At 55.9% G+C, this 13,980-nt stretch carries 6 protein-coding genes and 2 pseudogenes; 1 reads left to right on the top strand and 7 read right to left on the bottom strand.

Translation table 11 applies throughout. From position 1 onward, the window contains the following. Window positions 1–142: 142 nt before the first annotated feature. The 4 genes from WMO26_RS07800 to WMO26_RS07785 are packed head-to-tail and all read right to left on the bottom strand — an operon-like array spanning window position 143 to window position 9,690. A complete protein-coding gene (locus WMO26_RS07800) occupies window positions 143–487 on the bottom strand; it encodes a plasmid mobilization protein (RefSeq protein ID WP_002578491.1) in 345 nt (114 codons plus the stop codon). Next, window positions 484–1,290, bottom strand: a complete 807-nt coding sequence (locus tag WMO26_RS07795) for a DUF3848 domain-containing protein (protein ID WP_002578490.1) — start codon at window positions 1,288–1,290, stop codon at window positions 484–486. Before WMO26_RS07795 ends, WMO26_RS07800 begins: the two co-directional genes overlap by 4 nt. Before the next feature lies 1 nt (window position 1,291). After that, window positions 1,292–9,280, bottom strand: a complete 7,989-nt coding sequence (locus WMO26_RS07790) for a helicase-like domain-containing protein (protein ID WP_349219392.1) — start codon at window positions 9,278–9,280, stop codon at window positions 1,292–1,294. Window positions 9,281–9,333: 53 nt separating this feature from the next. Further along, on the bottom strand, window positions 9,334–9,690 hold the full coding sequence (locus tag WMO26_RS07785) for a TnpV protein (protein ID WP_072853158.1): 357 nt from the start codon (window positions 9,688–9,690) through the stop codon (window positions 9,334–9,336). Between WMO26_RS07785 and WMO26_RS07780 the strand changes: the two genes are divergently transcribed. Next, on the top strand, window positions 9,689–10,492 hold the full coding sequence (locus tag WMO26_RS07780) for a hypothetical protein (RefSeq protein WP_072853160.1): 804 nt from the start codon (window positions 9,689–9,691) through the stop codon (window positions 10,490–10,492). The genes WMO26_RS07785 and WMO26_RS07780 overlap by 2 nt on opposite strands. Before the next feature lie 49 nt (window positions 10,493–10,541). Here WMO26_RS07780 and WMO26_RS07775 read toward each other — a convergent pair whose 3' ends face one another. The 3 genes and pseudogenes from WMO26_RS07775 to WMO26_RS13660 all read right to left on the bottom strand — a co-directional run. Beyond that, the gene (locus tag WMO26_RS07775; protein ID WP_002588921.1) at window positions 10,542–10,757 is read right to left on the bottom strand and encodes a transposon-transfer assisting family protein; all 216 of its coding nucleotides are present in this window, start codon (window positions 10,755–10,757) and stop codon (window positions 10,542–10,544) included. A gap of 1 nt (window position 10,758) precedes the next feature. Further along, a pseudogene (locus WMO26_RS13665) lies at window positions 10,759–11,985 on the bottom strand (YodL domain-containing protein); the annotation flags it as partial. Between the two features lie 284 nt (window positions 11,986–12,269). Next, window positions 12,270–13,980: pseudogene (locus WMO26_RS13660) on the bottom strand (ArdC family protein); the annotation flags it as partial.

Here is a 13,980-nt window from a genome sequence, read left to right as displayed (position 1 = left end):
CTCCTTTGCGGCAATCTGTTTTCTACCCATATTATCCTTCCAACATTTCAAAAAGACAAGGATATGGGCAAAAGAAAAAACGGAGGAAGGCGCGGCGAAAAGAACGCCGTTCCTCCCTCCGCAGTTGGGGCATATATCCCTGTTACGAAAGCCTGGAAAGCTGGGTTAGGATTTCTTTCACGCCCTCCCATAACTGCTCCTGCCGTTGGGCTATATCCTCCAGGTCAGCATCATAAATCCGCCCCGTTTCATGTACCCGTCGGGTGAGCTGGTTCAGGTTATTGCTGCTTCGGCGCAACAGGGATACCAGTTCCTTCAGCTCCGGCAAGTCCAGCTGTACCACATAGCCGTCCACAGCCATCTTCCGCAGATAGGCGCTCAGGTTTTTTGTTCCGAACTGTGCCATTTTCTGCTGGATCGCTTCCATCTCCGCATCGGAAACCCAAAACAGGACCGGCACATCCCGTTTACGCTTTTTGGCGCTCATCGTTCCGGCTCCTGTTTCTTCGATAAAGCAGGCTTGTGGGTGGTAGGCTCCTGTTTGAGCTTTTGCAAGACAGAGCCTTTCTCCGGTTCCTGAAGCGTTTTTCGTGCCTGCCGTGTAAACAGATCGGTCAGACCAAGATTGACCTCATCCACAACCAGATAAGCACAGTGGCGCGAAGTGCCGCTGTCCTCCGGCATGGGAATGGTCTTTGCCCAGGCTTTGTTGTCACGGGAAACGCGACCGTCGCTGTCCTTATGCTGGATGGTGTTGGCAAGGATGAACTGTACTCGTTCCGACCCGAACTTTTCCAGCACCGCCTTAACCGCAGACTCCGTATCCAGTCGGTTATCCGCATAGTGGGCGCTGATGGCGTGTTCAATGGCCTCTTTACAGTCAAAGTTTGCCTGATAAGAGCGGTTATATTGTGCCATCTCCCCATGCTGGGACGCATAGGCGGCAGAATGGAGATAGAGAGGGATGGACCGCTGTTCTTCCAAAACCTTACACACATCATCCGCTCGGTTTTCAATGCTGTCCCGGATCACATCCATGTAGCCGGTCTCCAGCTTCTCAAAGTGACGGTACACATCGGCCAGCGGTGTAGGCGAATCCAAAAGCGCCTGGGCCTGGGCATCGGTCAGCTCCAAGTCCTCCATCGCCATCACAATGTCCTCCCGGACGGTGTACTCATAGGTATGGTGCAGGATTTCCTCCGGGGGCTGGCTTTTCAGCCAGTCCCGGTATTTGTCCTGTTCAGCGGCCATCTTCTCATAAAGGGCCGTATTCAGATCGTTGGTATTCATGTTATCGCACCTCCTCATGTTGTTTCGGTTTCTTTTCAGGGCTACGGGGTGGCACCGGGCGCTTCAAGCTGTCCAGCACCGAAGGCCGTGCGCTCTTGGCAACCACAGTTTCCGGCTGGGCATGGCCCTTGCCGTCAATGTTCAGCAGCGTGTCCAGTTCCACCAGACGGGCGGACTTGACTCGCAGATCATCCTCAAAGGGAAACGGCTTTCCGATTTCCTCTTTGGCTGCGGCCTGCTGTTGGTAAAGGTTGTCCAGCTGGTTTTTCACGGCTTCCAAACGCTGAGGCATTTGAGCCAGTGCATTGTCGATACGGGTGAGGTTTCCGCGCGGGTCTGTGCCGAGGCTTGCCCGGTGGGTCATCTGGCCTTTCAACAGGAGCGTATATTCCTGTTTCCAAGCGGAAAACTCCACGGACATAGTAAAGCCCCGATAGCTGCCGATCTGCACCGGTTCGGAGCCTTTGACCTCCTTACAGGCGTCTAGCAAGGCTGCACCGGCGTTTTCTTTGTCAGTCAGCACATCGCCCCGGATCTCCATTCCAGCAAAGCCATCCTCCGGGTGAGGATGGGCGGCCAGGGTCTCCAGATCCGCTTCAAAGCCTTTAATAAACCCCTTGTTAGTTTCGATTTCCTGGGGGAAGTATTTGAGCAACTGATCCTCCAGGCGGTACTGCTTGCTCTGATGGTCAGCTTTCATCAGCTTCAGACGCGCAACCTCCACATCCAAATCCATGCGCTCCTTGATACGGGGGTCTCCGGCGCACAGGGCCTTGATCTCGGCAAAGGACAGCGCCGTTTCGTCCACATCATCGCAGGAGCGGACCGGGCTTTTGTTGGTCATGATTTGCGAAATGAATTTCTGTTTGTTCTCCACCGTCTGCCACAGGTAGGCATCGAAAGTTCCCTCGGTAACATAGCGGTACACATGGACCAGCGGATTCTGGTTGCCCTGGCGCTCGATACGGCCCTTGCGCTGGGCAAGGTCTCCCGGACGCCACGGACAATCCAGGTCATGGAGCGCCACAAGCCGGTCCTGCACATTGGTGCCAGCGCCCATTTTGGAGGTGCTGCCCAGCAGGACGCGCACCTGCCCAGTGCGAACCTTGGAAAACAGTTCTTTCTTCTGCACCTCGGTCTTGGCTTCGTGGATAAAAGCAATCTGCTCGGCGGGCATTCCCTGGGCGATGAGCTTCTGGCGGATGTCCTCATAGATGGTAAAGGCAGGCTCAGGCTCATCCAACGGCACAGCCTGTTCCAGCGCATGAAGTGTGGGATTATCCAGCTGTTTGGCTGCCTTTTTGGAGGGGGCTGCCTGGGGCGTGGAAATGTCGCAGAATACCAGCTGGGTCAGCTTGTCAGCCTCGCCGTCCCGCCAGATCTGCATGATATTACCCACACACTGATTGACCTTGGTGCCGGGTTCATCCGGCAGCAGCTGGTTGATGATACGCTGGTCCAGACCCAGCTTGCGGCCATCGCCGGTAATCTTGAGCATATTGTCCTCTGAGGGGTCAACGCTGCCGCTGTGTACCCTGGAGGCGCGCTCGGAGAGAACCTGCACCATCTCTTTTTGGTGTTCAGTAGGCTGGGCCACGATGTTGTGGTATTCCACCTCCGGGGTGGGCAAGTTCAGCTGATCGGCGGTTTTGATGTCGGCAACTTCACGGAACAAGTTCATCAGCTCCGGGAGGTTGAAAAACTTGCTGAATCTCGTTCTTGCCCGGTAGCCGGTGCCTTCCGGTGCCAGCTCCAGCGCCGTGACGGTTTCTCCGAAGCGGCTGGCCCAGCAGTCGAAGTGGGTCATGTTCAGCTCTTGCAGGCGGTCATACTGGAGATACCGCTGCATGGTGTAAAGTTCGGTCATGCTGTTCGATACGGGGGTGCCAGTGGCGAAAATCACACCACGGTTTCCGGTCAGTTCATCCATATAGCGACACTTTGCAAACATATCGCTGGACTTTTGGGCATCGCTTGTGGAGAGACCTGCCACATTCCGCATCTTGGTGTATAAAAACAGGTTTTTATAGTTATGCGCCTCATCGACGAACAGGCGGTCCACACCCAACTGCTCGAATGTTACCACATCGTCCTTGCGGCTCTCGGCCTGCAATTTCTCCAGCCGGGCTTCCAGGGACTTCTTGGTGCGTTCCAACTGCTTGACCGTGAAACGCTCACCGCCGCTGTACTTCACCTCGGCAATGCCCTCGGTGATCTCGTCGATCTGCTCCTGAAGGAGCCGTTCCTGACGCTCTCGGCTGATGGGGATTTTCTCAAACTGGCTGTGTCCCATGATGATGGCGTCATAATCGCCGGTGGCAATGCGGGCGCAGAACTTCTTGCGGTTGTGGGTCTCAAAGTCCTTTTTGGTGGTGACAAGAATGTTGGCGGAAGGATAGAGCCGCAGAAACTCCGACGCCCATTGTTCGGTCAGATGGTTCGGCACCACAAAGAGGGATTTCTGACACAAGCCCAGGCGCTTACTCTCCATGGCGGCAGCCACCATTTCAAAGGTTTTGCCAGCGCCTACCTCGTGTGCCAGCAGCGTATTGCCGCCGTACAGCACATGAGCGATAGCGTTTTTCTGGTGTTCCCGCAAGGTGATGGCCGGGTTCATACCACCGAAAGTAATGTGTCCGCCGTCGTATTCACGGGGACGGGTGGAGTTCATTTCCTCATTGTACTGGCGGACCAGAGCTTGGCGGCGGTCCGGGTCTTTCCAAATCCAGTCTTTGAAAGCGTCCCGGATCGCTTGCTGCTTTTGGGCGGCCAGGGTGGTCTCTTTGGCATTCAACACCCGGCGCTCTTTGCCGTCTGCATCCTCTATGGTGTCGTAGATACGGACATCCCGCAGGTTCAGGCTGTCCTCCAGAATCTTGTAGGCATTGGCACGGCTGGTTCCGTAGGTGGTATAGGCTGCCACATTGTTCTGGCTTACAGAGCTTTTGCCGGTGATCTGCCACTCAGCGGTGAAAGAAGAATAGTTGACCTCGATATTGCGCTGGAGATAAAACGGCGTGTCGAAGGTCTCATACATAAACTGCTGGATGTACTCTTTGTCGATCCAGGTAGCGCCCAGGCGCACCTCAATCTCCGACGCATCCAGGTCTTTGGGCTGGGCAGCGGTAAGGGCCTCCACATTGACTGCAAAGGAAGGGTCCTGCTGTGCGGCCCGCTGTGCCTGACGCAGCTTGCGCCGCACATTGCCGGACAGGTATTCGTCGGCTGTTACATAATGGGGAGTGCCGTCTTTCTCCAACTGCCCAGGTACACGGAAGATCACGCCTTTTAGCTCGGCGGCCAGTTCGTCGCCGGTCTTGCCGGTCAACTCCGCCATATACGCCATATCGACAAAGGCTTTTTCGGAAATTGATACGGCCAGAGCTTCACTTGCGGTATCCACAGTGTCCACCGCCTTGTGGGGCTTGATGGTGCGCTTGGTGAACATATCCGCCTTGCGCTCCAGCTTGCCGTCCTCGTCAATGACTTCCAGCGCGCAGAGCAGATAGTAGCTGGAATCATCAGCAAAGGCCAGCCGGTTCGCCCGGTCATTGATAAGACCATATTTTGCAGAGAAGCTGTCATAGAGCCGGTTCAGTTCGGCCTGTTTGTCCTGGATGGCGCTGTCCGGTGTGGCGGCGTCCATTTGCAGATCAATGAGCTGCTGGACACATTCTCGCAGACCCACCAGTCCTTTCACACGGGCTTCGGCGGTGGCATTCAGGTCAGGCCGTACCATACAGCTGTTTTCACGGTAATACACATCGCCGTCCACAACGGTGTAGGAGTAATTTTTCACATTGGGGTCAGCAGGGATAGAAGTGTCGATGGCTTCGCCCTCGCCCAGCTCCGGCAGCTCGGCCTCCTGGTAGGTGCCGCGAATGTACTTCACGGCATCATGCAGCTGATCGGCAAGCTCCAGCCCCTCGATGGGGTTCACGGTGTAGTCCATGCCGTGGGCGGTGCTTTCCGGTTCCTGTCGGCCCAGCACCATTTCCGGGTGGTCCAGGAAATAGCGGTTGATGGCAAAGCCGTCCTCGGTCTGCCCGGTCTGCGTCCACTCCGGCACGATGTCCAACGGACGGTCACGCTTTTGCAGGAAGATGATGTCCGAAACGACCTCGGCACCTGCGTTCTTTTTGAAAGCGTCATTGGGCAGACGGATGGCCCCCAGCAGTTCGGCGCGCTGAGCAAGATACCGGCGCACGGTGGAATCCTTGGCGTCCATCGTGTAGCGGCTGGTGACAAAGGCCACCACGCCACCGGGACGAACCTGATCCAGAGCCTTGGCGAAAAAGTAGTTGTGAATGCTGAAATTCAGCTTGTCATAGGCTTTATCCCGAACCTGATACTGGCCAAACGGTACATTACCCACCGCCAGATCGTAGAAATCCCGCCTGTCGGTGGTCTCAAACCCTGCCACGGTGATGTCGGCCTTGGGGTAGAGCTGCTGGGCAATACGCCCGCTGATGGAATCCAGCTCCACGCCGTAAAGACGGCTGTTTCGCATTTCCTCCGGCAGCATACCGAAGAAATTGCCTACACCACAGGACGGCTCCAGGATGTTGCCGGTCTCAAATCCCATGCGGCCCACAGCCTCGTAAATCGCTTTGATGACCGTAGGGCTGGTGTAGTGCGCGTTGAGGGTGGAACCTCTGGCAGCAGCGTATTCCTCCGGGGTCAGCAGTTCCTTCAGCTGGGCATATTCCTTGCTCCAGCTTTCCTTGTCGGGGTCAAAGGCATCGGCAAGGCCGCCCCAGCCCACATACCGAGAAAGGATTTTCTGCTGTTCCGGCGTTGCCTGCTCGGTGGTTTCCTCCAGGTATTTCAGCAGCTTGATTGCCTCGACATTGGCCTGGAACTTAGCCTTGGGGCCGCCTTCGCCCAGGTGATCGTCAGTGATACGGAAATTCTCGGCGGTGCGACGCAGATTGGCCTTGTATTCCTCATAAGAGGCTTCCTCGGCAGCTTTGACATTGGGGAAGGTCTGCCACTCGCCGTTTACCTGAATGGAAACGGGGTGTTCGTCCAGTACCTCATCCAGAGTCTTTTCCGGCTCGACAGCAGGCGTGGGCGGCTCCGGCTCATTGGTTCGCAGGGTCTGAACAACCACATCATAGGGCAGATTGTTCTTATCGCCCGGATAGACAGCCACAGTCTCGGCTTGGAAGGCCGGGGTTTCGGCAGCCGGTTCGGGGCGTTCCTGCTCAAAACCGTCCAACTGACGGGCATACATCCCGCGCAGCAAAGGCGCAACCTCGCTCCACTGGAAGAACAGCATGGCCAGACGCTTTTCATCTGCATCCAGCACTTCCAGCTCGATACCTTCCGGCATCGTGCGGTAATCGGCGGTCTCGCCGGTCTCCAGCTCCATCGTTTCCACGATGTTGGGATAGGCCCGGCTCAGCCACAAGGCTACCTCCTGGTTACTCTTGCCGTTGCGAAGAAGCTCGGAAAGCTCCGCCTTGTCCGCCTCACCAATCAGGCCATGGGCCAGCACATCCCGAAGGTCCTGGTCCACCGTATCCAGATTTGCAGGCAGGAATTCGGTATAGAAGTCGTTGCGGTTATCCTCCCGCAAAAGCTGCTCAAACCGTTCCCGGCTCTCAGCCCGGTAGATGGGATAGCTCATGCCGGTGGGCAGCAGCTGCACCGTGTCATCCCGCAGCTCTGTGATCTGATGGGGCCGGTCATCCAGATAGACAATATCACCCACATTGTAAGGAGGAACCGCTGGATCGTAGGAGGTTCGCTCCCGGAGTGTGCCACGAGCCGCAGCGTATTCCTCATCTGAAACCAGAACACGCAAATTATGGGGAGAAGGCTGTTCCGGCTCATCTGCCGGGACGCTCTCTCTGGATATGGCCTCCACATCCGCCATAACACGCTGGATGAATGGGTCATTATCCAGTTTTTCCTCATCCACCAGTTCACCATTCACAATGCCGCGCTCGGCCAAAGCCTCCCGAATGGCGATGGGGTCGATGTTGTCGAACCGGTCCTGTTCCGCTTCGGTGTAGAACCGGTCCTCCTTGATAAGCTGAGCGATCCGGCGCTGTACCTTGGGCCAGGGCAGCACCGTTCCTTCGGGGCTTTCCGGGCGAACCGAAAACGGGGTTTTGCCATCGCCGCCGTCAAACTCATGGGCCAGCCATGCAGCGGTATCTTTTTCCCGCCCATGTTTCTCCATGTAACGGACAACGGCGTGTTTACTTTCGATTTTGCCGTTCCAGTCCTGGATAGCCTTGTCGATGTCATTGTCCGTGAGAGGGTGCAGCAGCTCATGGAGCTTGGGATAGGTCTCGTCGATGATTTCTCGATGAAGGCGCTGGCGGAACTCCGGTGTGTCGGAATAGAGGCGGAGCAGCTCCATGTTGCCAGATCCCAGGACAGCACGGCGAATAGCGGCATTGCCCTCGATCACGGCGTTCTCATGGTCACTGTGACCGCAGGCATTGCGATATGGCACATCTTCCATAACAGCGGCAAGTACAATGGGCTTGTATTGCTCATGCAGTTCTCGAATCGTAGGGGCTGCGGCTGCTTCGGTCTCCTGAAATACTCTGGTCCCGTCTGCGCCAAACTCCGCTTCCTGGGCATTGATGTGCTGTTCCGCCTCATGGTCGATAGAGGGCATGGAATACTCCTGCCGCTCCCTGCCGCCCTTCGGGACAGCGGAAATGGTCACATCATGCTTATCCCGCAGCTGTTCCACAACCTGCTCCAGCCGGTTTGCCGGAAAGCCGCACATTTCCACACGGCCACCGCCGGGGATAGCGCGGGTCGTGAGATTGAGGTCCAGTTCCGCAGCAGCAGTTTTGGCGTCCTCACCGTACAGCTCAAAAAAATCCCCCATTTGGTAGAGGATTATATCATCCGGGTGGCGCTCCTTGACGCCGTTGTATTCCCACACAGCCGGGTCCGGCTGCTGGGCTTGCAGGGCATCTTCTTCCGCCAGGGCCTTTTCTGCCTGGATTTTGTCATACTCCGCCTGTTCCTGTTCTGTGAGATAGCGTCCCTTCTGGATCAGGTCGGTAATCCGTTTGGCGACTTTCTCCCAGGTGAAATGCACATCCGGGCAGCCGTCTTTTTTGTAGTGCAGACCTTTTCCGTCGTGGCTTTCATCGCTTTTCATTGCACCGGACAGGGCATGGGAGTGACCGCCAATACCATACTTATGTTTGAGAAAATCCACCTTTTCCTTATCCGTATGGGGTTCCTGGAAAAAGGTGAAAACTCGGCCCTTACCGCCCTCAAATCCGCTGCCTCTGGTCATGGCGGCGTCGATCTCGTCCTCAGAGATAAACTGCTTGACCGAAGGTACTTCCGTCAACTGAGAGGTAAAGGTGGTGCGAGGCAAGGACAGATCTTGCAGGTTCTCCCAAATTTCTTTGGGTTTATGGTAGTGGAAGCGCAGCAAATCCCGATCCTGCTGGTAGGCCGTCCAGAAGGCAGCATATTCTTCCGCAAGGTTCTGGCGAAACTCCGGGCTTTTCAGCTGTTCGGTGAGCCATGCAGATTCCTCCGGGAAACCGCGCCCCGGATTGTTGGAAAGGATGGGCAGATACCCAGCTTCTCTGGCTTCCTCGCTGAAATCGTGGTACAGATTCCAGAACTTTTCCGCGAGGAGGGAGCGTTCATAGCCCGCAGCCTCAGCCAGCTCCACATTGGTGGCAAACTGGCCGTCCTGCAAAAGCTGGCCGATACGCTCAGCGGCACTCTCCCAGGAAATGACCTGGGCGGACTTATCGTAACGGGCAGTTTTGCCGTGGGAAAGATGGATTCCATCCTCGGCATACCATGCAGTGATGCTGCCAATCCCGTTGCCGCCATGGTACAGGGTTTTCAGGGTGTCTGCGATCTCGGTGGTGGACTTCTGCTCCTCAAAGGCCGCGACAATGCGCTCTCTCTGGCGATAGGTGTTGCCGCCCAGCCGCAGCACATGGTCGATGTCAGCCTGGGCAAAAGAAAAAGCAGAGGATGTTTTCACATTCTCTGCTTCATCTATGATTCTGATTTGTTCTGCTTCGGAGAGGAAGAAACTCAGCTGTGAATAAGCTCCGCCATCAGAATCTCCTCGGCCTGTGCTTTGCAGGTGTTCATCAGGCCCACCCAGCGCATCGGGTCGCTGGCTTTCAGCTGCTCCGTCGCGCCCGCGTCTTTCGCCAGCTGGGGCATCATCTGCTCCAGACGGCTCTGCGCTGTCTCGTCGATCTCGATGAGGTGCGGGTACAGCTTCTCGGTCAGCAGCAGCTGATTGTAAATCAGGGGCCGGTGTTCCTTCAGGTACGCTTTCCGCATCCTGCCGTACTTGCCCAGGGGCTTCTCCGGCTGTTCGGTCAGCTTCAGGTCGGGAATCTGATAATCTCCGTTCATCGTGTAAGTCAGGCTGTTCTCCATGTGTAACGCTCCTTTCCGCGAGTTGCTCGCGCTCATAGATCTGGATGGTGACGCCGATCTGCCGCAAAACCTGCTGGTTAATCTGGCTGACCGCCGCGCCCAACGCCCCAACCGTGGCCGGGGTATTGAAATCGAAAATCGGCATGAAGTCCTCATGCTGGAAATATTGTTCCGTATCCAGCCCACAGCGAGACATCAGGGCATAGGCGATACTGACGGTGGCGGCGGACTTAAATTGGACTTCGATGTTGTAATCATCGTACTCCGCCAGGAACGAACCGTCAACGATATAGCGGAAATCTCTCTGATGATCGTCCCAATACTCACTCGCCAGCTTTCCGGCTACATCCGTGAGCTGCTGGGCGAGATTGTCACCGGCAACGCCGTAGTTTTGCTCCAGCATGGCCGACACAGGCCCAATGTGCTGTTCTTCCAGCTGCCACAACCAGGGTGTACGGGAATGTTCACGGGTGCCGGTATCGGAAATATCGAACACATAGCGCAGGCGAAGCTTGTCGCCGGAATCGTCCACCAGGGCAATACCCTTGGAGCCACGGCGCACATACCGTCCCATTTTTTCATTCCACAGGTCATACTCGGCGCAGGCGGTGGCATCCGGGCGCTGGGCGTAAATCATCATTTGCTCGTGGAATGGGTATTTATAAAGGCGGGCGGCGGTGGTGAGAAAAGCCGTCCACTCCTTCCAGCTGCCTACAAGCTGGGTCGATACCTGTTCGGCCATCTGCCGGTAAAATTCAGCTTTGGATGGCATGGTTTTCTGTCCTCCCTTCATGTTGAATAGAAATGGGACGGCATATCAGGCCGTCCCATCAGGTCTTTATGTGTGTTTTTTACTCGTCGAAATCTGGGTACAGCTCCAGTTCGGCAAACTCGGTGTCGTTCATAGCTTGGAGTTTACCCAGGGCGCTGTCCGTCAGTTCCCGCAGCTCGGCTTCCTCCGGCGAAAGCTCACCGCGCATCTCCGTCAGAGCGTCGATCAGCCCGGTGCGGCTGCCGGTGTTGTAGATGCAAAGAAGGTTCGTTTCCTCAAAGGTGAAGTTGTTCATATCAAAGCTCCCTTTCCGCGCTCTTTTTTTGCGCTGTCTTTTTGTGTTCCGTCTTGGGCTGGCTTTTCAGCTGCTCCATTACGGACTTTTTCTTTTCCCGTTCCTCTCGATGGACGGCTGCTGCCAAGTCCATAAGAGAAATGGGCTGACCACTGCGGGCCTGTTGTTCCAGCTGGGCCACTGTCGGCTCCTTTGGGCCGTTATTGATGATACCGTCGATCATGCCGTAATCATCTTCCACCGTCATTTCCGCATTTCTCAGCGAATTTTCCGGCAAGAAACCTTGCACCTGGGTGAAACCAACACTGTCGCAGTAATGACAGGATACCTGACCATTCTGCTTGATGGCAACGATGTCACTGACGCTCATAGACGGGCTGTGAAAATCCACCGGCTTTTGCAGATTGAACTGCTCATACAGCCTTTCCAGCTGCTCCATAGTGCTGCCGGAACCGTCCAGAGGGGCGGTATAGATAAGGTCATAGTTACTCCGCTCTACGGACAGATTGTGCGATTGCAGCCAATCCAGATTCATAAAACGCACATTCTGCGGGTCATCCTTGCTCACCTGATAAATAGCAAAACAATTTCCCTCATGGGAAAGAAACGCCTGTTCCCGTTCCAACTGCCGATCCTGTCGTTCCAAAACTTTTTCGTGAAAGTCCGGGCTTTGCTCCCATTCCTCGCGGGACACAGCAAAGATACCGTCATGGGCGTCCAGGTCGGCAGTGTCAAAGGCCATTTCCGGGTTTTCACCCTCCTGGACGATATAAACGGTCAGGTCTCGCTCCATCAGCTCATAGGCTCGCTCTTTGGAGAGGGGCAGAAGGTCACCGTCCAGGTAGCCGCATTTCTCCAGATCATCCTGAGTCAGTGCCGGGTCCGGCATGGGATACTCGTCCAACGCCTGCTCCTGGGCATCCGGCAGCTGGGTGGCGGCAGCTTCTGTGGTCTGCTGGCTGACCTGTTCCTGCATCTGGTGGTAAGCCGCCTCCTGCAAAGTCTCGATCATGGACAGCGGCGCATACTTGATGGACTTGCCGCCCATCCCCAGGTCCTCGCAGATATGGCTAACCGCTGTGGAACGGCCCATATCCGGCCCGTCCAACTGGCCGCCGTCCATCTGCTTCATGGTTGCCACATCGTAGAGCGTGTAGTCCCAGCCGGTGTCGCAGGGCTGAACATGAAGGTAGCTGGTATCATCCAGCACCAACAGGGCCTCCCGGTACTCGGCGCTGGGCTGGACACTTTCGGTATTTTCCGGCTCGGTCAGCTGTTCCGGTTCAGTCATCGGCACCAGCTGATCCAAGCGTCCCATAAGCTCGGCAGCTTTTTGGGTGGTTTCATCCGGTTCATCCTCGTTCACGATATTCTGGAGCCATTCGCGTACACCGCTGGCATCTCCGCTTCGGAGTGTGGCAGTCAGTTCGTGCAGTGCGTCCTCACGGCTATCTGCATTGTTCCGATACTCATAAGGGTCATAATCGAAAGTGAACTGGTCGATGTCTGCTGCCAGCTGCTCGATAGAGTCCTGCTGCGGTTCCGTGGCGGCAGTCAGGTCAATGCCGCGCTCCTTGCAGATTTCCTTGTAGTTGCGCTCGATGTCGTTAATCAGCTCGCAGGAAGTCTTGTTGATGGTCTCCAGACTGGCCCGCAGCTCCTTCAGCTCCTTGTCCTTCGACCAGGAAGCGATGTAGCCAAAACTGTTCTCGCCGGTCTGGATGCCGAAATACTGGCAAACCGCATAAGAAATGCTCTCGGCCTCCACTTCCTCGGTGTTGCGGTTCTTGGCGGCCTGTTTCACCGCCGTCAGATCTTCCTCCACTTCCAACCGCCACTCAAACCGATTCTCGTCCACATAGCGCCAGCCTTCCTCGGCGGCGGCCTGTTCCGCCTCTGCTTCGGTGGCGAAGTCCAGACGGAAGTCATGCTTGGTGCCGCCCTCGCTCACCATCACGATCTTCCAGGTCGGCTCCGCTTCGTACTTTTTGGGGTCGTGGAGCTTACTGTGCGCGGTCTCATGGACAGCGGCGGAAACAGTCTGCACCTCGCTCATGCCTTCCCGGATGGCGATCCGCTGCTGGTCAGAGGAGAAATAGCCGTCCATGTTCTCGGCCATCGGCTCAAACTCGATGGGAACCGGAGCCGAGCGGCGCAGAGCTTCCATGAAAGCCTCATAGTGCGGCACCGTCCCGGACAGGCTGGAGGCCAGCTCTGGCAGGGGCTTTCCGTCCGTCTGGCTCACATCGAACACCTTCACCGGACGGAACATGGGGATTTCAATTTCTTTTTCCTCCATGACCGCCTTGCCATCCGCGTCCAGGATGGGTGCATGAGTATCCGGGTCGCGCTTCATTTCCTCGATCTTCTTTTTGTAGGGCGTGGGGGCAATGATGGTGATACCATGCTCACCCTTTTTCACATGGCGCTCAAACTGATTTTTCCACTTGTTGAACCCGGCCACCAGGGTGGCGTCCGGGCGCTGCATATAGATGAGCATGGTGTTGTTGACGGAGTAGCGGTGGAACTTGGACATGACGGACAGATAGCGCATATACTTCTCGCTCTCAAACAGTTCCTTGATACCCTGTTCAATGCCCGCTGTGATCTCTTGTAACCGTTCTCGATTGGTGGTCTTATCAGCCATGAATTTCACTCTCCTTTCCAATTTGGCTATTTCTGATTGATGTTCGGCAATCCACAGCTTTTGCTCCTCCGGGCTGTTCTCCAGAAAAAAATCCAGCAGATAGCCCACATAGTCCTTTTTCTGGATTGCCTCCATGAATCGGGGATGTGGATTTTCCTCCGGTGTTTTGGGTGTGTAGTCCGTTTCCCACTTGCGGAGCAAATGAAAGTAGTCGGCCAGGACACGAAAGGCATGGTCTCGGTCCTCCTTGAATTTCTGCGCCTCGGATTTCTGGCGGACATGGCGTCGCCGGGGAGGGGCCTGACTGTCATAAGCCAGGCCAAAATCCTGGGCCAGCTTCTCGGCGGCCTCTTTGGGGGACAGATTGTAGAGCCTCGCTGTGAAGTCAATCACATCGCCGGTGGCTCCGCAGCCAAAGCAATAAAAATATTCCTCGTTCAGCTTCATGCTGGGATTTTTGTCATCGTGGAAGGGACAACAGGCCATGCCGCTCCGGTTGACCTCGATTCCGTACATCTGCGCTGCTTCTCGGACGGTGATGGACTGCTTGACAGCCTCAAAGACACTTTCAGCCAT

The organism is Solibaculum intestinale (assembly GCF_040096205.1).
Lineage (GTDB): Bacteria > Bacillota > Clostridia > Oscillospirales > Acutalibacteraceae > Solibaculum_A > Solibaculum_A intestinale.
This window is presented reverse-complemented; position numbering and strand designations above follow the sequence as displayed.

Excerpts from the sequence above, each read along its gene's own strand:
- WMO26_RS07800 (WP_002578491.1), bottom strand. The coding sequence starts at position 487 with ATGAGCGCCAAAAAGCGTAAACGGGATGTGCCGGTCCTGTTTTGGGTT.
- WMO26_RS07795 (WP_002578490.1), bottom strand. The coding sequence starts at position 1,290 with ATGAATACCAACGATCTGAATACGGCCCTTTATGAGAAGATGGCCGCT.
- WMO26_RS07780 (WP_072853160.1), top strand. The coding sequence starts at position 9,689 with ATGTGTAACGCTCCTTTCCGCGAGTTGCTCGCGCTCATAGATCTGGAT.
- WMO26_RS07785 (WP_072853158.1), bottom strand. The coding sequence starts at position 9,690 with ATGGAGAACAGCCTGACTTACACGATGAACGGAGATTATCAGATTCCC.
- WMO26_RS07775 (WP_002588921.1), bottom strand. The coding sequence starts at position 10,757 with ATGAACAACTTCACCTTTGAGGAAACGAACCTTCTTTGCATCTACAAC.